At 69.8% G+C, this 21,682-nt stretch carries 12 protein-coding genes; 4 read left to right on the top strand and 8 right to left on the bottom strand.

Going from position 1 to position 21,682, the window contains the following annotated elements; all coding sequences use genetic code 11:
* Window positions 1–6: 6 nt before the first annotated feature.
* A complete protein-coding gene (locus AB0I81_RS58625) occupies window positions 7–783 on the top strand; it encodes an aminoglycoside phosphotransferase family protein (protein WP_360678145.1) in 777 nt (258 codons plus the stop codon).
* 28 nt (window positions 784–811) lie between these two features.
* Here the strand turns inward: AB0I81_RS58625 and AB0I81_RS58620 are convergent, their stop codons facing one another.
* From AB0I81_RS58620 to AB0I81_RS58605, 4 genes are read right to left on the bottom strand one after another with little or no spacing between them, the layout of a single operon-like run.
* Window positions 812–1,636, bottom strand: a complete 825-nt coding sequence (locus AB0I81_RS58620) for a class II fructose-bisphosphate aldolase (RefSeq protein WP_360678143.1) — start codon at window positions 1,634–1,636, stop codon at window positions 812–814.
* 9 nt (window positions 1,637–1,645) lie between these two features.
* Entirely contained in the window at window positions 1,646–2,554 is a 909-nt protein-coding gene (locus AB0I81_RS58615; RefSeq protein WP_360678141.1) for a 1-phosphofructokinase family hexose kinase, read from the bottom strand.
* Window positions 2,551–3,687, bottom strand: a complete 1,137-nt coding sequence (gene nagA, locus AB0I81_RS58610; RefSeq protein WP_360678139.1) for an N-acetylglucosamine-6-phosphate deacetylase — start codon at window positions 3,685–3,687, stop codon at window positions 2,551–2,553. The genes AB0I81_RS58615 and nagA overlap by 4 nt, the downstream gene beginning before the upstream one ends.
* The gene (locus AB0I81_RS58605) at window positions 3,684–4,556 is read right to left on the bottom strand and encodes a sugar isomerase (protein WP_360678137.1); all 873 of its coding nucleotides are present in this window, start codon (window positions 4,554–4,556) and stop codon (window positions 3,684–3,686) included. Before AB0I81_RS58605 ends, nagA begins: the two co-directional genes overlap by 4 nt.
* Before the next feature lie 129 nt (window positions 4,557–4,685).
* On the opposite strand from AB0I81_RS58605, the gene AB0I81_RS58600 reads away from it, so the two are divergent.
* On the top strand, window positions 4,686–5,456 hold the full coding sequence (locus tag AB0I81_RS58600) for a DeoR/GlpR family DNA-binding transcription regulator (RefSeq protein ID WP_360678135.1): 771 nt from the start codon (window positions 4,686–4,688) through the stop codon (window positions 5,454–5,456).
* Between the two features lie 126 nt (window positions 5,457–5,582).
* Window positions 5,583–7,316, top strand: coding sequence for a glycerol-3-phosphate dehydrogenase (glpD, locus tag AB0I81_RS58595; protein ID WP_360678133.1), 1,734 nt, complete (start codon window positions 5,583–5,585; stop codon window positions 7,314–7,316).
* A 73-nt stretch (window positions 7,317–7,389) separates the two neighbouring features.
* Here the strand turns inward: glpD and AB0I81_RS58590 are convergent, their stop codons facing one another.
* The 4 genes from AB0I81_RS58590 to AB0I81_RS58575 all read right to left on the bottom strand — a co-directional run bounded on the left by AB0I81_RS58590 (window position 7,390) and on the right by AB0I81_RS58575 (window position 13,984).
* Window positions 7,390–8,637, bottom strand: coding sequence for a S8 family serine peptidase (locus AB0I81_RS58590; RefSeq protein ID WP_360678131.1), 1,248 nt, complete (start codon window positions 8,635–8,637; stop codon window positions 7,390–7,392).
* 156 nt (window positions 8,638–8,793) lie between these two features.
* On the bottom strand, window positions 8,794–10,803 hold the full coding sequence (locus tag AB0I81_RS58585; protein ID WP_360678129.1) for a beta-propeller domain-containing protein: 2,010 nt from the start codon (window positions 10,801–10,803) through the stop codon (window positions 8,794–8,796).
* 32 nt (window positions 10,804–10,835) lie between these two features.
* On the bottom strand, window positions 10,836–13,013 hold the full coding sequence (locus AB0I81_RS58580; RefSeq protein WP_360678127.1) for a serine/threonine-protein kinase: 2,178 nt from the start codon (window positions 13,011–13,013) through the stop codon (window positions 10,836–10,838).
* Between the two features lie 578 nt (window positions 13,014–13,591).
* Window positions 13,592–13,984, bottom strand: a complete 393-nt coding sequence (locus AB0I81_RS58575) for a hypothetical protein (protein WP_360678125.1) — start codon at window positions 13,982–13,984, stop codon at window positions 13,592–13,594.
* Between AB0I81_RS58575 and AB0I81_RS58570 the strand changes: the two genes are divergently transcribed.
* Window positions 13,977–21,682, top strand: a 7,706-nt coding sequence (locus AB0I81_RS58570; protein ID WP_360678123.1) for a DUF6531 domain-containing protein, incomplete at its 3' end; no start/stop codon positions are given. The genes AB0I81_RS58575 and AB0I81_RS58570 overlap by 8 nt on opposite strands.

The following is a 21,682-nucleotide window of genomic DNA, read 5'->3' as shown; positions in this document are numbered from 1 at the left end:
GCGAGCGTGGCCGATCTTGCGCACACGCACGAGCTGACCTACGAGGGCGACCGCGTGGTCAAGCGGTACGTGGCCGGCAAGCCGGGCGCGGCCGAGCGCGAATGGCGGGCGCTGAGCCTGCTGGCCCGGCACGCCCCCGGACTCGCGCCGGAGCCGATCGCGTACGAGTCCGGCACGGTCACGATGACCAGGATCGGCGGGGTGCCGCTGCGCGGGTTGTTCGCGCGGGCCGGGCACGTCGCCGCCATGGCCGAGGCCCTGTGCGAGCTGCACACCGCCGTGCCCGACCGCGAGTTGCGCGCCGTCCCGCTGCGTCCCTGGCAGCGCGAGGCGCTCGTGGACTGGGTCAGGCCCCGGTGCGCCGCCTGGCAGCCCAGGGAGCCGCTGGCCGATCGCGCGGTCAGGGAGGGTCTGCGCTGGCTGGAGAGCTGGGCGCCGGGCGAGTCGGGGGTCAGGCCGGCGTTCGGGGCCGGCGACGGCAACCTCGCCAACTTCCTGTGGGACGGCGCACGTGTACGCATCGTCGACTTCGAGGATTCCGGGCGCAGCGACGTGGCCTTCGAGGTGGCCGAGCTCGCCGAGCACGTGTCGATGTGGGTGGACGGCGAGGTGGAGATCGCCCACCGGTTCGAGCTGGACCCGAGGGAGGAGCGGCGAATGCGGGAGTGCCGCAAGGCGCACGCGCTGGTCTGGTTGTTCCTGCTGTCCCACGAACACCCACGCAACCCACCGGGCACCTTCCACCGACAGGCCGAACGCGTACTGGCGACCCTGAGCGCCTGAAACCTCGCCCCGGCACCAGCTCGGGGCCTCAGCCGGAGAGTACGCCCAGGAGGTGGGTGACCTCGCGGGCCACTGCGTCGCGGCCGGCCTTGAGGTACTTGCGGGAGTCCACGACCCGCTCGTCGTGGGCCAGGTAGTCGCGTACGGCGCCGGTGAACGCCTTGTTCAGGTGGGTCGCGATGTTGATCTTCTTCATGCCCTGCCGCACGGCCTCGCGCAGCACGTCGTCCGGCACGCCCGACGAGCCGTGCAGCACCAGCGGCACCGGCACCGCGGCGCGCAGCTCGGCGATGAGCTCCAGGTCCAGCACCGCGTCCTTGGTGGTCATGGCATGGGAGGTGCCCACGGCCACGGCCAGCGCGTCCACGCCCGTGCGCGTCACGTAGTCCAGGGCCTCGTGCGGCTTGGTACGGGCCCCCGGCGCGTGCACCCCGTCCTTGCCCCCGACCTCGCCCAGCTCGGCCTCCACCCAAACGCCGCGCTCGTGGCACCAGGCCGCCACCCCGGCCGTGGCGGCGACGTTCTCCTCGTCGGGCAGGGCGGAGGCGTCGTACATGACCGAGCCGACGCCCAGCGCCACCGCCTCCTCGACCAGCGCCCGCTCGGTGGCGTGGTCGAGATGGACCGCGACCGGTACCTCGGCGCGCCGCGCGACCGCCAGCGCGGCCAGCGCGATCGGCTCCAGTGCGCCGTGGTAGCGCACGCAGTTCTCGCTGATCTGCAGCACGACGGGCAGACCGAGGGCCTCCGCGCCGGTGACGATGGCGGTGGCGTGCTCCAGCTGGATCACGTTGAACGCGCCCACCCCCGCGGGTGACTGGCTGACGATGTCGCCGATGGTGGCGAGGGGCATGGCTGCTCCTTACGTGATGATGATCTGGGGGTGTATGTCGGCGTACACGTCGGGGTCGAACTCACCGGCCACGGGCGTGGCCACGGCCGCCGCGCCGAGCGCCGCGGCCCGCCTGAGCCGCTCCGGCCACGGGACCGCCTCGACCAGGCCCAGCGCCAGCCCGGCGACCAGCGAGTCACCCGCCCCCGTCGGGTTGCCCAGCACGGTGTACGGCATCCGCGCCGAGAACGTTCCTTCCCCTGTGACGGCCAGCAGCCCGTCGGCGCCCATGGACACCACCACGGCCGCCGCGCCCCGGCCGCGCAGCGCCTGCGCGCCCTCGGCGGGGGTGCCGCCGGGCACCGCCCTGGCCAGCTCTTCGGCGTTGGGCTTGAGGATGGCGGGACGGCCCGCCGGTGCGTGGCGCAGGGGGGCGCCGTCGGCGTCCACGATGGCCGGGACGCCCCTGCCGGCCGCGATGGCCGCCAGGGTGGCGTAGGCGTCGGCGGGGACGCCCCTGGGCAGGCTGCCGGACAGGACCACCGCGTCGGCGTCGCCCAGCAGCTCCTCGTAGCGCCGGGTGAAGCCGTCCAGCTCGGCGGGCGTGACCTCGGGTCCCGGCTCGTTGAACAGCGCGGTCCGTCCTGTGGGCAGGTCGGAGACGGCCAGGGTGGTGCGGGAGTCGGTGGCGATGGCGTACAGGGCGCTGGGCAGGCCGGACGTGCGCAGGTCCGTTTCGATCGCGCGCCCGGTCGGCCCGCCGGCCAGCCCCGTGACCAGCACGTCGCGGCCGAGCGCGGCCAGCACCCTGGCCACGTTGACGCCCTTGCCGCCCGCCCGCCTGTGCACCTCGCCGACCCGGTTGACCCCGTCCCAGTCGACGCCGGGCACCTGGTAGGTCACGTCGAGGGCGAGGTTGAGCGTCACCGTGAGGATCATCGGGGCTCCGTGATCCAGACGCCGTCCTTCAGCACACCGTCCACCTCCAGCGAGTCGGAGAGCACCACCAGGTCGGCCGCCTTGCCGACGGCGATCGAGCCGATCCTGTCCGCCAGGCCGAGCACCCGGGCGGGCGTCAGCGAGGCCACCTGGACCGCGTCGGGCAGCGACATGCCCAGCTCCTGGACGGCGCGCCGGAACGCCACGTCCATCGTGAGCGTGGCGCCCGCGATCGAGCCGCCCTCCACCAGCCGGGCCACGCCGTCCCGCACCCGTACGGGCATGGAGCCCAGCTTGTAGTCGCCGTCGCTGAGGCCGGTGGCCGACATGGCGTCGGTGATCAGCGCGGTCCTGCCGGGCCCGGCCACCTCGTACGCCAGCCGCAGCATGGCCGAATGCACGTGCACCCCGTCGTTGACCAGCTCGACCGTCACCCGCTCGTCGTCGAGCAGGGCCGCCACGGGCCCGGGGGCGCGGTGCCCGAGCGGCGGCATCGCGTTGTACAGGTGCGTGGCCACGGTCGCGCCCGCCTCGATGCCCTCGATCGCCTGCTCGTAGCCGGCGTCGCTGTGGCCGATGGCGGCGATCACGCCCTCCGCGACGGCCGTCCTGATCGTGTCGAGCGCGCCGGGCAGTTCGGGCGCGATGGTCAGCATGCGCACGTGCCCGCGCCCGGCCTTCACCAGCCCGGCGAACTCCTGCGGCGAGGGCTCGCGCAGCACCGTCGGGTCGTGCGCGCCGCAGCGGGCCCTGGAGATGTAGGGGCCCTCGAAGTGGATGCCGGTCAGCAGCCCGTCCTCGCACAGCTCGGCCAGCGCCGACGTCGCCCTGGTCAGGTCCTCGATCGAGCCGCTGACCAGGCTGGCCATGGTCGTGGTGGTGCCGTGCCCCCGGTGCAGCGCCACGGCGTCACGCGCCTGATCAAGGTCACCGGTGGGGAAGGAGCCGCCGGCGCCGCCATGGTTGTGGATGTCCACGAAACCCGGCACGACGTGCCGCCCGCCGACGCTGAGACCGGGACCGGGGGCGGATCCCTGCCCGACGTGCGTGATGCGGCCGTCTTCGATGGTCAGCCACCCCTCGTGCACACCTTCGGGGGTCACGATCCTGGCGTCGGCAAGAGTAAGGCTCATGAGGAAAGGATCACAGATCGAGTGAGGTGCATGGGCTCGTCGGGGTTCAGCCCTCGGGCGAATGCCCGCGCCACGGCCACCCGCTGGGCCCTGACCAGCTCGGCCATCGGGTCGAGCGCGCTCTCCACGAACGTGCCGCCGGTCTGCTCGACCTGCCCGCGCAGGCCCTCGGGGGCGGTGCCGAGCATCCACGTCACGCGTCCGGGTGCGGCGATGCTGATCGGCCCGTGCCGGTATTCCATCGCCGGGTACGCCTCCGTCCACGAGCGGGACGCCTCGCGCATCTTCAGCGCGGCCTCCTGGGCCAGGCCGACCGACCAGCCGGCGCCGAGGAAGCTGAACTGCTCGGCGTTCACCAGCGCGTCGGGCAGCGGCTCGGAGACGGCCCGCTCGGCGTCGGCGATCGCCTGCGTGAGGTCCTCACCGAGGCTCGCGCGGAGCATGGCCAGCTGCGTGGTGGCGAACCTGGTCTGCACGACCGACCGCTCATCGGCGTAGTCGAGCACGATGACCTCGTCGGCCGCCGTCATGATCGGCGTGTTCGGGTCGGCGGTGATGGCCGTGGACCTGCCGGTCGTGGTGGCCAGGAGGTCGAGGACCTCGGTCGTGGTGCCGGAGCGGGACAGCGCGAGCACACGGTCGTAGCCGCGGCCAGCCGGGAACTCGGAGGCGGCGAACGCGTCGGTCTCGCCGTGCCCGGCCCGTTCGCGCAGCACCGCGTACGCCATCGCGATGAACCACGACGTACCGCAGCCGACGACGGCCACGCGCTCTCCCTCGCGCGGCAACGCGTCGGCGGGGACGCTCGCGACGGCGCGCCGCCAGCAGTCCGGCTGGGACGCGATCTCGGCTTCGGTGTGGGTGGTCACCACTTGCCTCCCATGTTTGATTGTTTCTGCGTTTTTTATATCAGGAAAGAGCATGTATGAACACTGGTGGCTTGGTACCCCGGGTTGTGCCACGCTTGCACCTGTTCCTCATCCCCTAGGGAGGCCCTGGTGTCCCGCTATGACCGCTGGAACGCCATCCTGGAACTGCTGGCCCAGGAGGGCAGGCTCACGGTGGAGGAGGCCGCTGCGGCGCTCGACGTCTCCACCGCGACGATCAGGCGGGACTTCGACCAGCTCGCCCAGCAGCAGATGCTCATGCGCACCCGGGGCGGCGCGGTGGCCCAGAGCGTCAGCTACGACCTCCCGCTGCGCTACAAGACGGCCAGGCACGCCGACGAGAAGCACCGCATCGCGCTGGCGGCGGCCGAGTTGGTCCCGCCCGGCGCGGTGATCGGCCTGAACGGCGGCACCACCACCTCCGAGCTGGCCCGCACCCTGGCCACGCTCTCCACGCTGGAGAGCGGCTTCACGATCGTCACGAACGCGCTCAACATCGCCGCCGAGCTCACCGTCCGCCGGCACGTCAAGATCGTGGTGACCGGCGGGGTGGCCAGGCAGCAGTCCTACGAGCTCATCGGCCCGCTGGCGAGCGGGGTGCTGGAACAGGTGACGCTGGACGTGGCCTTCCTCGGCGTGGACGGGCTGGACGTCGAGCTGGGCGCCTCGGCCCACCACGAGGGCGAGGCCAGCGTCAACCACCTGCTGATCAGCCGGGCGGCCCAGGTCGTCGTCGTGGCCGACGCCTCCAAGGTGGGCCGGCGGGCCTTCTCCCGCATCTGCCCGATCGGCCAGATCGACACGCTGGTCACCGACGCCCAGCTCTCCGACGCGCTCGCGGGCGAGCTGACCGACGCGGGCGTGAAGGTCGTACGCGCCTGACCTGGGTTGGGTGGGTCTGACGAGGCCGCACGTGTTTGCTCGGGTCCGTCCGTCACCAGCGGTTACAGGTCGAGTCCTGCGCGGGTAGGTATGGAGCGCAGGCGACGGCGCGTTCCAGGGGGAGTTATGACGTCGGCAAGGTGTGCGGCCACACTCGGGCCCGCGGAGCGGTCCCAGGCGTTGAACCGCATGAGAGCCCAGGAGCTCGACTTGGTCGTGGTCGGCGGCGGCGTCGTGGGGGCGGGGATCGCGCTCGACGCCGTCACGCGCGGCCTGGACGTGGGGCTGGTCGAGGCGCGCGACTTCGCCTCAGGCACCTCCTCGCGCTCCTCCAAGCTCATTCACGGCGGCCTGCGCTATCTGGAGCAGCTCAACTTCGAGCTCGTGCGCGAGGCGTTGCAGGAACGCGCGCTGCTGCTGCAGCGCATCGCGCCGCACCTGGTCAGGCCGGTGCCGTTCCTGTTCCCGCTGACCCACTACGGCTGGGAGCGGCCCTACGTCGGGGCGGGCGTGGCGCTCTACGACACGCTCGGCTTCGCGACGGGCCTGAGCAGGGGCGTGCCGGGCCATCGGCATCTGTCCAGGTCGCGGGCGCTCCGGCTGGCCCCGGCGTTGAAGAAGACCGCCTTCACCGGCGCGGTCCAGTACTGGGACGCCCAGGTGGACGACGCGCGCTTCGTGGTGGCCACGCTGCGCACCGCGGCCACCTACGGCGCGCACATCGCGCAGCGGGCGCAGGTGGTGGGGTTCCTGCGGGAGGGCGAGCGGGTCACCGGCGTGCGGGTGCGCGACCTGGAGTGCGACGAGGAGTTCGAGGTACGCGCCCAGCAGGTCGTCAACGCCACCGGCGTGTGGACCGACGACATCCAGGAACTGGTCGGCGGGCGCGGCCAGATCCACGTGCGCGCCTCCAAGGGCATCCATCTCGTCGTGCCGCGCGACAGGATCCACTCGCTGACCGGCATCATCCTGCGTACCGAGAAGTCGGTGTTGTTCGTGATCCCCTGGGGCCGCCACTGGATCATCGGCACCACCGACACGGAGTGGACGCTCGACAAGGGCCACCCGGCCGCCTCCCGCACCGACATCGACTACCTGCTCGACCACGTCAACGCGGTCCTGTCCGTGCCGCTGACGCGCGACGACGTAGAGGGCGTGTACGCGGGGCTGCGGCCGCTGTTGTCGGGCGAGTCCGACGAGACCTCCAAGCTGTCCAGGGAGCACGTGGTCGCGCATCCCGTGCCGGGCCTGGTGATGATCGCCGGCGGGAAGTACACGACCTATCGGGTCATGGCCAAGGACGCCGTTGACGCCGTGGCGCACGGCCTCGACCAGCGGGTGCCGCGCTCGTGCACCGACCGCATCCCGCTGGTCGGCGGCGAGGGCTACCAGGCGCTGTGGAACTCCCGGCACCGCATCGCCCAGGAGTCGGGGCTCCACGTGGCCAGGATCGAGCACCTGCTGCACCGCTACGGCACGCTGATCTACGAGGTGCTCGAACTGATCGAGCAGGACGAGTCGCTGGGCCGGCCGCTGTCGGGGGCCGACGACTACCTGCGGGCCGAGATCGTCTACGCCGCCACCCACGAGGGGGCCAGGCACCTCAACGACGTGCTGACCCGGCGTACGCGCATCTCCATCGAGACCTTCCACCGCGGGGTGGCGGTGGCGCAGGAGTCGGCCGAACTGCTGGCCGGGCCGCTCGACTGGGACGGCGAGCAGGTCAAGAGGGAAGTGGAGTACTACACCAAGCGGGTGGAGGCGGAGCGCCGCTCGCAGGAGCAGGACTCCGACCACGAGGCCGACGCGATCAGGCTGGGCGCGCCGGAGATCGTTCCCGTGGTCGCGCCCGAGCACTGATCTGCCAAGAAGGGCGGGCGGCCCGCGGTGCTGCGGGATCCGCGGACCGCCCTTCCTGGATGGTTCTACTTCGTCATGACGGCGGGTACTGCGTGGCGTCGTGCACGTCGAGCAGCGGCTCCTTGACGCCGTCGCCCGAGTCGTCGGTCCAGTTCGAGTTGCCGGTCGAGATCAGCGTGCTGCGTACCGCCAGCGAGCCCGCCCTGGTCGTCGGCTTGTTGGCGCCGGAGGTGAGCACTCCGGCGGCGCCCGCCACGTGCGGGCTGGCCATCGACGTGCCGCTGATCGTGGCGTAGCCGCCGGCGCGGTAGGTCGAGTAGATGCAGGTGCCCGGCGCCGTGATCTCCACGGTCGTGCCGTAGTTGGAGTAGAACGCCGAGGTGTCGTCCTGATCGGTTTCGCTGCGGCACGACAGCGTGCTGCCCCCCGTACCGCCCGGCAAACCGTCATTGTCGGTCAAAGCGGAAACGGTGACCACGTCGGGGTGGTTGGCGGGGAAGAACGAGGAGGTGTTCGCGTGGCTGTTGCCGGCGGCCACCACGACCACGATGCCGGCGTTGACCGCGTTCCTGATGGCCGTGCTGATCGCGCTGCTCGAACAGCCGTTGCAGCCCAGGCTCAGGTTGATGACCTCGATGGTGGAGGCGCGGGCGACCACCCAGTTGATGCCGGCCGCGATGCCGGCCAGGGAGCCGGAGCCCGCCGCGTTGAGCACCTTCACGCCGTGGATGCGGGCGCCGGGCGCGACGCCCACCGGGCCGATGGTGTTGTCGAGTGCGCCGACCGTACCCGCGACGTGCGAGCCGTGGCCGTTGTCGTCGGTGCCGGAGTTGTTGACGCAGAGGCCGGTCAGGCAGTTGGCCCTGGCGACCACGTTCAGGTCGGGGTGGGTGTTGTCCACGCCGCTGTCGACCACGGCGACGTCCACGTCGATGCGCACGTCATCGACGCCATCGATGTCCAGGTTCGGGTTGCTCGGGCCGAAGATGCGGCGTACGCCCGTCGGCACGGTCTGCACGAAGGCGTGCACCTCGGCGTCGGGCTCCACGCTGATGACGTTCGGGTTGCTCTTGAGGTCTTCCGCGGCCTTCGCGCTCAGGCGGGCGGTGTAGCCCTTGAACGCGTGCTCGTAGACGCCGACGAGTTCGCCGCCGAGCCGGGACACCTGGTCCTGGGCGGCGTTCTGGGTGGTGCGCAGCGCCGGGTTGAGCTGCACGATGTAGGTGCCCTCCGGGGCGGCTGCGGCCGAGACGGGCAGTGGCGCGGCGAGTAACGCCAGCGCGCCGGCGAGCAACGCGAGCAGGGGGGTGCGTGATCGCATGGCGGTCGTGGGCCTTCCTGGATCTGGGACCGGGCGCCCGATCTGACACGAACCCGCCGGTCCGACAATAAGGTGTAAGTAAAGCTTTCACCATTTGTCGGTATAAGTCCACAAAAAAAGGTGCCGGTTCGCTACAAACCGGCACCTTCTGGTTGCTTAACGGAGCGGGATCCAGGATTGTGAGGCGAGCGTCGTGGCGTCGTTGACCTGCACGCCCTCGTACGAGAGCGTCCACAACGAGTCGCCGATGACCATCGAACGCTGGATGCCCGGCTCGTAGGTGTAGCCGCCCTCCTGGCGCTGCGACGGATGCTTGATCATGCCGAGCTTCTTCACCCCGGCGTCATCGATCTTGAGCACGAGCGCGCCCGACTCGTCCTGCTTGGTGAGCGGGATCACCGACAGCCCGGTCTTCTGCCAGTACAGGAACGCGTGCGGGTCCCACTCGGCCCCCGAGCCCGACTCCTTCTGGAACAGCTGCGACAACCGGCGCGGGGCCGCCGGGTCGCTGACGTCGAACAACGAGACCTGCGTGCCCAGCGTCCTGCCCTTCTCGCTGGCCTCCTGGCCGATGCCGATGAGCCGGCCGTCGCCCGCGGGGTGCAGGTACGCCGAGTAGCCGGTGATCTTCAGCTCGCCCGTCACCTTGGGCGCCGCCGGGTCGGCCAGGTCGAGCGTGTACAGCGGGTCCACCTGGCGGAAGGTGACGCAGTAGCCGACCGGGCCGATGAACCTGACCGAGTAGATGCGCTCACCCTTGCCGAGACCGCCGACCTGGCCGGTCGTGGCCAGGGTGTCGGACTTGAGCACGTGGATGGAGCTGGAACTGGTCTTGTCGTCGGTGGAGTTGTCGGTGGTGGCGACGCGGAGGTGACCGTCGTGCTCCGACAGGGAGTACTGGTTCAGCAGGCGTCCCGAGACCTTGCCCGAGGCCACGTAGGAGGGCGCGCCGGGCGAGGTGATGTCGAACCTGTGGATCTCCGTCTCCTCCGGCGGGACGGTGGGGGTCGGGCGCGGGCTCGGCTCCTGAGGTGCGCTCACCGTGGGGTCGGTGGGGGTCGGCTCCTCCGCCGGAGCCGCCGCGGGGCTGGTGGCGGGCGGCGTCTCTTCGACCGGGAGCGGGCGTATCACCGGCGGGGACCACCAGCGCGCGTTGCTGGCCACGTACAGGCTCTGGCCGGTGCCGTAGACGATGTCGCCGTCGGCGGCCAGGCTGATCGGGTCGGTGCCCGCCGCGGTGACCCCCTGCGCCAGGTCGATGGTGTGCACGGTCAGCATCGAGGTGCCGGTGTAGTCGGCGGGGTGGCTGACCCGCTCGCACGCGACCGACTTCTTCGTGACCGTGCCCGACGCGTCCGTGATCTCGATCTTGGGCAGCCAGGCGTCCGCGGGGGCCTGCCGGATCGCGGCCTGGTTCTGCTTGATCCGCTCGGCCTCCGGGACCTCGCCCTGGGGCTGGGGGAAGGTGATGTCGGGCTGGCTGCGGGTGACGAGCCGGACCGTGGAGCCGACCATCCTGGCATCCACGTACGAGCCCTGCGGCCTGATCGTGCTCAGCACCTTGGGCTCGCCCGCCAGGTCGACCAGCACGTACCGGGTGTCGGCGGGCGGGCCGGCGCTCTTGTACATGATGCCGCCGCCGCGCATCAGCACCAGCGCCCGGTCGCCGGAGACCAGCAGGTCGGCGGGGAGGCCGGGGCCGACCCTGTCACCGTCACCGTCGCTGTCACCTTCGCTGTCGTCGGTGAGTTTGAGTGACGAGGTGACCTTCTTGGTGGCCGTGTCGATGATCCGCAGGGTGTTGTCCGCGACCGTGATGACCCGGTTGCCGTCCGTCTTGACCAGGTCGGGCTCGTCCACGCCGGCTTCGTGCACGTTGGTCGTGGAGTGCTCGGGAGTGGCCGCCACGGCCTTCTCGGCCGAACTGTCGGCATCCATCCTGGCGAACGTCATGTAGCCGCCGAAGCCGTACGCGGTGACGTTCTCGGCGGCCTTCGCGCGCAGCCCGGCGAGCAGGTCGTCGCAGCTGCTGTAGGCCACCAGGCGGATGGCGCCGAGGCTGGTCTTCGACGGCTCGGTCGGGGCGCCTCCCGTCGAAGAGGTGCAGGCGGTCGTGGCCGCCGCGAGCGTCGCGGCGGCCACGATCCTGCGGATCAACGTGTTCATGCCCTTCATCACGGCTGCGTGCGCGCGATGGTTCAGGAGCCTCTGGACGGATTGACGGTGAAGGCCGGGCTGAAGTCGAGATTCTCCGGCACTTCCAGCAGCTTGCGCAGCAGCTTCCCGTTGAAGTCGACCACCTGGACCTCGTCGTTGGTGCCGTTGTCCTGTTCCCAGCAGTAGAGATGGTCGTTGTCGTAGAAGCCGAGCACCTTGTCGCAGTCGGAGGAGAACTTCTTCACGCGCTCACCCGAGCTGACATCCCAGATGCAGTGGTCGCCGTCGCCGCCGTTGGGGCAGTTGGTGACGAACTCCTCGCCCGAGGGCGAGAACATGTTCCGCGTGCCGGCAGGTAGTGTGCCGACGCCCGGCAGGGAGTGTGTGGCCTCGCCCTGGGCGTCGAAGAAGCGCAGGCCGACGTTCTTCTCATCGCCGTACATGTTGACCGCGCCCTGCTCCTCACCGTCCAGGCCGAAGGCGGTCCCTCGGATCGAGGTGTCGTCCACGTTGACCACCTCGGCCTGCTTGCCTGTCACGTCGATGAGCACGAAGCCGAGGTAGATCCAGTCGTCGCCGCTCTTCTTCTCGATGTTCAGCAGGATCTTCGAGCTGTCTTTCGACCATCTCCTGATGCTGCTGATCAGCGGTTTCTTGACGGTCTTGAGCGTCGTGCGCTCGTTCGTCCGCAGGTCGGTCAGGACGATGAAGTCGTAGTTGTCGGAGCTGTAGCTCCTGCCTCTGGCGGCCATGTAGCGGCCGTCGGGGGAGGTCTGGGTCTCCCAGTTCTCGGCGTACTTCTTGAAGGTGCCCTTCAGCGATTGCCTGGAGTAGTCGATCCAGTCGTCCTTCTTCTTGTCCAGGACCTCGTAGGAGGTCAGGAGGATGGCGTCGTCCGGGTCCTCGTAGTGGGAGATCTGCCCGCCGGGCAGCGTCCGCCTGGTGCCGGTACGCGGCACGGCCGCCTGGCTCGGCGTCGGCGGCTGGGTCGTGGCCCGGCTGGGCGACGACGTCCGGTCGTTGTCTACGGCGACGGAGGACTTGTCGAGCTGGACGATCACGATCACACCGGCGAGCATCAGCAGCGCGACCGCCACCGTGATGCCGGCGATCAGCGGGCCCTTGCCGCTCTTGCGCGGCGGGTGCGGGTACATGCCCTGGCTCTGCTGCCACGTGGCTCCGTGCGGCATGCCCTGCGAGTACGGGCCGGAGGCCGGGTGCGGGACGGGGCCGGAGTAGGGCCCGTGCCCGGACCCAGGCCCCGACAGAGGCCCGGAACCGGGGCCGGATGGGGGACCGGAACCGGGGCCCGACGGCGGGCCGGGGGCGAGTGGCGGGCCCGGGGGCGCGAAGGGGCGTGCGCGGCCGGCCTCGGCGGCGCCCTGCGCCAGCATGCCGGAACCCGCCCCCGGCTGCTGCAGCAGCCGCATCATCACCTGGTCCGCCGTGGGCCGCTGCGCCGGATCCTTGGACAGGCACGCGACCACCACGTCACGCAGCGGACCCTCACCGAGCGCGCCCAGGTCGGGCTGCTGGTTGAGGACCCGGTTGATCACCGCGGGCATCGTGTCGCTGCCGAACGGCGCCCGCCCCGAGGCGGCGAAGACCATCGCGCTGGCCCAGGCGAACATGTCCGCGGCCGGCCCGACGGTGTGTCCCATGATCTGCTCGGGCGGCATGTACGACGGCGTCCCCACCACCGTGCCGCTGATCGTGGAGGTGGCGTTCAGCGCCCGCGCGATGCCGAAGTCGATCACCCGCGGTCCGTCGGCCCCGATGATCACGTTGGCCGGCTTGAAGTCGCGGTGCACGATGCCGGCCTGATGGATGGCGGCCAGCGCCGTGGCGGTGCCGATGGCCAGCCGGTGCAGGACGGAGCCGGTGCGCGGCCCCTCCTCCTGCACCACCCGCTGAAGAGAGGGGCCTTCGATGAACTCGCTGACGATGTACGGCCGGTCCAGTTCGACGCCTGTGCCGAGGACGGCGGCGGTGCAGAACGGCGCCACCTGCTGGGCGACCTGGACCTCACGCAGGAACCGCTCCACGCTCACCTGGTCGCCCGACAGGTCGGGGCGCAGCCACTTGACGGCCACGTTGCCGCCCGCGTGGTCCTTGCCCAGGTAGACGACGCCTTGACCACCCTCACCGAGGCGACCGAGGAGTTCGAGACCCCCCAGTCGCTGTGGATCTCCGGGCCGGAGCGGTGCGAAGGATGCCATGAGGGGATTCTGGCCCTATGCCGCTCATCCGCAAAAACTACTGGCGGGTAGCAACGCGGAACCTCCTTCCGGCCAGGCAGGATCGCCCGGACCGGATGGGCGGGCGGATCGGTCGCGCCCCGCACGGCGATCTTCCTGCCGCCGCCGCGCGGGACCACACCGAAAGTGATGAGCGGGCCACAAATTCAATAGCTCTTCTTTTTAAACTTCGCGCCGATCTACATTTCATCTAAATGGCGGCTGTGATCCAGATCACACTAGGAAAACTGAACATCTGCTGATAATTTTCTGATCGTTTGGACTAGATCTTTCTCCGGGCGCCTGAGGGCACAGTCCGCGGTGTCGGAGCTTTTCCGCCTTTTTCATGGGCGTGCGGAGGGTGGTCGTATGGATTCGTGTCGCTTTGGCATGGGCAATATCGGTCCGTCGCGATGGTTAATTCGGCTGGCCACTGTATTAGTGGTGGTATTGCTTCCCGGGTTGCTCCAGTTAACCGGGCTTCCGGTGGCCGCCAACGCCGTCACCGTCGCGCCGGAACTGCCGGTGCAGCAGTGGGGCACCGCGAAGAGCCTGCCGCATCAGGTGAAGTCCGAGGTCACGCGGTCCGACGCGGGTCCGGATGGGGCTGCCGTACCCGAGAAGGGTGAACGGCCCAAGGGCTCATTGGCTCCCGAGAAGCGCTTTGAGTTGACGGACGAGCCGGCGACCGGCGGGCTGAAGAAGCCGCCGCCGCTGCCGAAGAGCGATAATCCGGCTGCGGAAAGTGAAAAGGCTGACCGGCCGCCCATGGTGAAACCGGCCGCCGGGCAGATCCCCGCGCCGCCCGTGAAAAAGTCCATAACTCGGGTTTCCGGTGCCGCGCATATTGCCGCGGCGGCGCCCACCGTGTCCTCGTTGTCCTCCTCGGGAAAGCTCGACTCCGGCACATGGACCTTCTCCGGCACGGCCCCGTATTTCTCGGCGGTGGTCACTGATCCGGACGGCGGCGGGGTGCGGCTCGGGGTCGAAATCGAGCACGACCCGGCCGCGACAGGGCAGGGGACCGGGCTGATCTGGGCGGGCGAGCAGACCACCCATGTGTCGTCGGGGTCGCGGGTTTACAGCCCGAATGTGCCGTCGGGCAAGTTGCAGGACGGATGGTCGATTCGCTGGCGGGTGCGGGGGTTGGCCGGCAGTTCGGCGGGCGCCTGGTCGGGCTGGCAGGCAGGAAAGATCGACACCCCCAAGCCGACGGTGTCGGACGTGAAGGCGTCGGGGACGCAGGGATCCGGTCTGTGGACGTTCTCCGATGCGACGCCGACCTTCTCGGCCAGGGTGCGGTACTCGGAAGGCAACCCCCACCTGACCTTGGAAGCGGAGATCGAACATGATCCCTCTGCGGCGGGTCAGGGTTCTGGGCTGATCTGGTCGGGTTCGAGTTTCCTCAACGGGTGGTCCTACTCGGGGCAGCGGGCGACCACTATTCCTGTGACGGAAGGGAAGTTGCAGGACGGGTGGCTGATCCGCTGGCGGGTGCGAGCCCAGATTGCCGGCAACGGTCTTGCCGGACCGTGGTCGGAGTGGCAGGCCGGGAAGATCGACACGCACAAGCCGACGGTGTCCGCGCTGTCCTCTTCCGGAGGATATGGCGATGGGTTGTGGTGGTTCGGCGATACGGAGCCGTACTTCTCCGCCGTGGTGACCGATCCGGACGATCGGCAGATGTACTTGGAAGCGGAGGTCGAGCACGATCCTTCTGCGGCGGGTCAGGGTTCTGGGCTGATCTGGTCGGGTTCGAGTTTCTTCAATGGGTACTCCTACTCGGGGCAGCGGGCGACCACATCTACCGTGTCGAAAGGGAAGTTGCAGGACGGGTGGCAGATCCGCTGGCGGGTGCGAGCCAAGGCTTCCGGCAACGGTGTCGCCGGACCGTGGTCTCAGTGGCAGGCCGGGAAGGTGGAGACCACCAAGCCGACGGTGTCGGAGGAGTCGGCCTCTGGAACGCTCAGCTCTGGCTTATGGGCGTTCTCGACCACGACGCCGACCTTCACGGCACGGTTGAAGGACCTGGGTGAACGTCGGCTGTCCATGAGGGCGGAGATCCACCATGACCCGTCCGTACCGAACCAGGGCACCGGGCTGATCGATTGGACCTCGACCCCTTACAACAGCGACCACTACTCGGGGGACAAGGCCACGACCACTCCGGTGTCGGCCGGGAAGCTGCAGGATGGGTGGCTGGTTCGCTGGCGGGTGCGGGCCGAGGCATCCGGTGAGAACGCGGTGGATGGCCCGTGGTCGGGGTGGCAGACGGCAAGGATCGACACCTCCAAGCCGACGGTGTCGAACATGTCGGCGTCCGGGACGCTGAGCTCGGACTTGTGGGCGTTCTCTACGACGACGCCTACCTTCTCGGCGACGGTGAGCTACGCAAAGAATGACTCGCTGTCCCTGGATGCGGAGATCGAGCATGATCCTTCTGCGGTGGGTCAGGGTTCTGGGCTGATCGCCACGACTTCGACTGCTTACAACGTCGAGTACTACTCGGGGGACAAGGCCACGACCACTGCGGTGTCGGCCGGGAAGTTACAGGACGGGTGGCTGGTCCGCTGGCGGGTGCGGGCCCGTGAAAAGGGCGATGGCGTTGATGGCCCGTGGTCGGAGTGGCGAACGGCGAGAATCGATACCACCAAGCCGACGGTGTCGAACATGTCGGCGTCCGGGACGCTGAGTTCGGGCGTGTGGACGTTCTCCAGCACGACACCGACCTTCAGGGCGATCGTGGACGATCGTCAGGATCGCGCGATGGTACTGGTCGCGGAGGTCGAGCATGATCCGTCCGCGCCGAGCCAAGGTTCCGGGCTGATCTGGTCCGATTCGAGCGCGGTAGGCGTCACCTATAACTCCGGGCAGCGGGCGGCCACCGACCCTGTGTCGGCCGGAAAGCTGAAGGATGGGTGGCTGGTTCGCTGGCGGGTGCGGGCAAAGACTTACGGCACCGGCAGCGTGACTGGGCCGTGGTCGGAGTGGCAGACAGGGAAGGTCGAGGTCGGCAAGCCGGCCGGTACCGGACTGGGCGCCTTACCCGCCACCCGAGGCACCGACCGATGGACGTTGTCCTCTCTCACGCCCTCCCTCTACATGAAGGTGACCGACCCGGCCGGCGCCGCGTCCTACCTCGCCGCCGAGGTTGAACACGATCCCTCGGCACCTGGCCAGGGCACCGGCATGATCTGGTCCGCCGTGGCGAGCACCTCCTACGCCTCAGGCTCCAACGCCTGGATCCAGGTGCCAACGGGCAAGCTGCAGGACGGCTGGCAGATCCGCTGGCGCGTACGCGGCCGGTCCACCGCCGGCACCTTCGGCGCCTGGTCCGACTGGCAGACCTCCAAGGTGGACATCACCAAGCCGGCCGCCGCCGCGGCGGGCATGACCCCGGCCACCGCGGGCGACGGATCATGGACGGTGGCGTCCGTGACGCCGTGGTTGTACGCCAAGGTGACCGACCCCGACAACCGGGCCTCGTACCTGGGTGTGGAAATCGAGCACGACCCCGGCGCGACCTCCCAGGGCACGGGCCTCATCCACAGCGCGACCGCGACGACCTCGTACACCTCCGGTTCCCACGCCTGGTCGCAGGTGCCGGCCGGCAAGCTGCGGGACGGCTGGCGGATCCGCTGGCGGGTGCGCGGCAGCACCACCACGGGCGCCAACGGCCCGTGGACCGACTGGCAGAGCGCCAAGGTGGACCTGAAACGGCCGTCCGTGGAGGACGTGGGCATGAGCCCCGCCACGCGCTGGACCGCCTCGTGGACCGCGGGCTCGCTCACGCCCTGGCTCTACGCCAAGGTCACCGACCCGCAGAACCGGCCCTCCTACCTGGGTATCGAGGTGGAGCACGATCCCGAGGCGGTCGAGCAGGGCACGGGGCAGATCTACGCGGGCACGGCCACGACCTCCTACACCTCCGGCACCAGGGCCTGGATGGCGGTGCCGGCAGGCAAGTTGCAGGACGGCTGGGCGATCCGGTGGCGCGTGCGCGCCGTGACCACCAGCGGTGTCGAGAGCGCCTGGTCGGACTGGGTGTCGGCGAAGGTGGGCGCGCTGCCGTTCAAGACCTTCACGCCCGACAACAACAGCCAGGTCGGCACGCTGACCCCCACCGTGTCGGCGCACGCGCAGCCGCCGAACGAGGCCCAGGTCAAGTACTGGTTCCAGGTGTGCGCGGGAACGCGGCCCAACTGGACGTGGTGTGAGGCGTCCAAGGAGTGGGGCACGGCCAACCACTACAAGGTTCCGCCCGGCAAGCTGAAGTGGGGGGAGACGTACTACTGGTACGCCTCCGCGACCGCGAACGGCGGCACCGTCACCTCGTCGTGGCGGGCCTTCACCGCCACGCCCGAGCAGGGCACGATCAACTCGCTGCTCACCTTCGGCACCGACGGCCGCGAGTTCAACCACGCGTCGGGCAACTACACGCACACGGCCACCGATCTCGCGGTGCCGGTGGCGGGTGTGCCGCTGGCCGTGACGCGTACGTACAACAGCCTCGACCCGCGTACCGACCAGGCGTTCGGCACGGGCTGGACGACCCGCTGGGACATGCGGCTGGAGAACGAGCCGCAGACCGCGACGGTGCTGGTGACCTACCCAGACGGCCGGCAGGTGCGCTTCGCGGCCAAGGGCGACGGCACGTACGCTCCCCCGGCCGGTACGCACGCCACCATGGCCAAGGTCGATGGCGGCTGGCGGTTGATGGACAAGTCGTCCACCTCGTACTGGTTCGACGCCGACGGCCGGCTGTCGAGGCTCTCGGACAGCCGCAACCGTACCCAGGAGCTGTCCTACGGTGACGACGGGAAGCTGGCCAAGGCCACCGCGACCGGTGGCAGGTCGCTGACCTTCACCTGGACCGGCAACCATGTGACGAGTGTGTCGACCGACCCGGTGGACGGCTCGCCGATCAGATGGACCTACCACTACGACGGCGACAAGCTGGTCAAGGCCTGCCCGCCGGACTCCACCACGGCCTGTACGACCTACGGCTACACCGACGCCTCCCGCTACCGCAACATCGTCCTGGACTCCAAGCCCACCAGCTACTGGCGGCTGGGAGAGAGCGGTACGGCCATCGGCACCAAGGTCGCCAGCGCGGCGGCCTGGAACGGCGGCACCGACGACGCCAAGGTCTCGGGCCCCGGCGGCGACCTGGCGACCGGGGTGCCCGGCGCGCTCGGCGGCTCCACGGACACCGCCATGCGTTTCAAGGGCGGCGTCAACTCGACGTACGTCTCGCTGCCCTCGGCGAGGATCAGCGGGCGCGGCGGCAACCTCGCGCTCGAAGCCTGGTTCAGGACGACCGGCTCTGGCACGGTCATCGGCTACCAGAACTCGGCCACGAACACGCCCACCTCCTTCACCCCCGTGGTCTATGTGGGCACCGACGGCAAGCTGCGGGGCGGGTTCTACGCCGGCAAACCGGAGCCCATCACCTCGGCCGCCCCGGTCAATGACGGGAACTGGCACCACGTCGTGCTGTCCGGGGCGGAGGGCACCCAGACGCTCTTCCTCGACGGGCAGCTCGTCGGCACCCTCACCGAGCAGCCCGGCGGCAGCGGCCAGCCCGGCGATCTCCTGGGGTTGATCGACCACAAAGATCAGTGGGAGACCCGGGTCGGGCACGGCTTCGCCTCGGCGTCCTGGCCGGCCACGACCACGACCACGGCGGCGTTCCCGTTCGCCGGCGAGATCGACGAAGTGGCGCTGTACGACAAGCCCATGGGCCTGAACCTGGTCCGCACCCACTACGCGGCCAGGCTGGCGCAGCCGCAGCTCACCAAGGTCGTACAGCCTTCCGGCCGGGTGTGGGCCGAGAACGCCTACGCTGCCGACGGCGGGCGCCTGACCACTCACACCGACGGCAACGGCGGCCAGTGGAAGTTGTCGGAGCCGGCCTACACCGTGGAGTCGAGCACGCTGCGGGTGGCCGCCACCACGGTGACGGACCCGAACGGCAAGACGCTTCGCTATGCCGACGACCCGATGCGGGGCTACCGTACCGTGTCGCGTGCCGACCAACTCGGCCATCTGACCCGCTACAGCTACGACGTCGGCGGCTTCCTCACCAAGGTTCTGGACAGGAACAACAACGGCGCCGAGCTGTTCTGGGACGTACGCGGCAACGTGATCGCCAAGAAGACCTGCCGCGACGCCGGCACCTGCGCCACCGAGTACTTCGACTACTACCTCAAGGTCGACGACCTCTTCGACCCGCGCAACGACCAGCTGATCACGCAGCGTGACGGGCGGTCGGCCAAGGCCGACGACGAGCGGTACGCCACGACGTGGGCGTTCAACTCCCATGGCGAGGCGACCTCCAAGACCGTCCCGCCGACCAGCGACTTCCCGCAGGGCCGCAAGACCACCACCACCTACACCGACGGCACCGAGCCCGCGGTCGGCGGCGGCACGACTCCGGCCGGCCTGGTGAAGTCGGAGTCCAACTACAGAGGCAAGGAGACCACCTACCAGTACACCGCCGCCGGTGACCTCGCGCGGACGGAGACGCCCGCCGGGCTGACCACCAAGTTCACGCGCGACGAGATCGGCCGGGTAAAGACCAAGACCGAGATCTCCTCGGCCCACCCGGACGGCGTGACCACGTCGTTCACCTACGACGCCGCGAGCCAGGTGCTCACCCACAAGGGGCCGGGGATCAAGAACGAGGTCACCGGGGTCACCCACACCTCGGAGGTGAAGTACACCTACGACCTGGACGGCAACACGCTGACCGAGACCGCCTCCGACCTGACCGGCGGCGACCCGGCACGCGAGGTCGTCTACACCTACGACGGCCACGGGCGGGTCGAGACGGTGACCGGGCCCGAGGGCGGCAAGGTCTCCTACACCCACAACGCGCTGGGCGACCAGGGCAGCATGGTGAACGAGCTGGGCAACCGCGTCGAGTACGGGTACACGGCGCGAGGTGAGCTGGCGACCACCACGCTGAAGGGCTGGACCGGCAGCCCGGTGTCCCCGCAACCGGCCAAGGACGTCCTGCTGGAGTCGCGCTCCTACGACCCGGCCGGTCGGCTGGCCGCCAGGGCGGACGCGATGGGCCGCAAGACCTCCTACACCTACTACGCCGACAACCTGCCGGCGCAGGTGATCGCCGACGACGTCAAGGTGAACGGCGCGGCCACCCCCAGGGACGTGGTGCTGGAGTCCAACACCTACGACCCGGCCGGCAACGTGGTCCGGGTGGACGGCGGGGGCGGCGTCGAGCGGGTGGACTACGAGGTCGACGCGGCCGGCCGGGCGACGTCGGAGACCTTCGACCCCGCGGGCCTGGCCCGCAGGAACGCCTACGTGTACGACGCCAACGACAACGTCACCAAGGTCACCAGGACGGCCGCCAAGACCGGCCGCGCGGAGAGCATCGAGTACGTCTACAACGACGACGACGTGCCGACCCGGCGCACCGTGGAGAACGGCGACCAGGACCTGACCACGAGCTGGAAGGTCGACGAGCGCGGCCTGGCCGTGGCGCAGACCGACCCGCGCGGCAACGTGCCGGGCGCCGACGCGGAGGACTTCACCGCGCACGCCCGCTACGACCTGGCGGGCCGGCTGGTGGAGGTGAAGGCGCCCGAGGTCAAGACCGAGGTGTACGGCGCGGAGCCCAAGGTCGAGCGACCCTCCGCGCGCTTCGGCTACGACAACGCCGGCAACCGTACCCACGAGGCCGACGAGGCGGGCGACGTCACGACCTCGGCCTATGACCGGCTGGGCCGGCTGAAGTCGGTCACCGGGTTCGCGTACAAGCAGCCGGGCGGTCAGACGCTCACCCCGACCGAGACCTTCGACTACAACCCGGCCGGCCAGGTGACCAAGTACACCGACGAGCGCGGTTCTACTTGGAGCACCGAGTACGACGCGCTCGGCAACCGGGTCCGCGTCACCGAGCCCGCCGTCACCGGCAAGCCCGCCGGACAGTGGGTCTACGAGTACGACGAGGCCGGCGAACTGCTCGCGGCCGTGGACCCGACCGGGGCCCGGACGCAGAACACCTACGACGACCTGGGCCGGCCGATCACCAGCACGGTGCTGGAGCGCAAGCCGGCGACCGAGGCGTTCATCACGACGCTGGAGTACAACGACGCCGGGGCGCGGACCAAGGAGATCGGGCCGCAGGGCCGCACCACGTCGTGGGAGGTGAACGCGGCCGGCGAGATCACCAAGGAGACCGACCCGGCCGGCAACGCCACCTCCTACGAGTACGACCTGGCCGGCCGCTCGACCAAGGTCACCAACGCGCTGAACAACTCCACGCTCAGCGAGTACGACCTGGCCGGCCGGCGGACCGCGGTCGCGGAGACCGACGACACCGGCAAGGAGTTGCGTACCACCCGCTACGGCTACGACGCCGACGGCAACGAGACGACCGAGACCACGCCCGAGGGCCACACCATCAGCAGCGCGTACGACGCGACGGGCCTGCTGACCGAGCTGACCGAACCCGTCACCGACGGCAAGTCGATCAAGACGACGTACGGGTACGACATCACGGGCTCGCTGACCCGGTCCACGGACGGCCGCGGCAACACCGTCTGGACCACGTTCAACAGCCTCGGCCTGGCCGAGAAGACGATCGAGCCGGAGACCGCCGCCCACCCCGCGGAAGCGGATCG

The sequence above is a fragment of the Nonomuraea sp. NPDC050404 genome, from assembly GCF_040655495.1.
Lineage (GTDB): Bacteria > Actinomycetota > Actinomycetes > Streptosporangiales > Streptosporangiaceae > Nonomuraea.
This window is presented reverse-complemented; position numbering and strand designations above follow the sequence as displayed.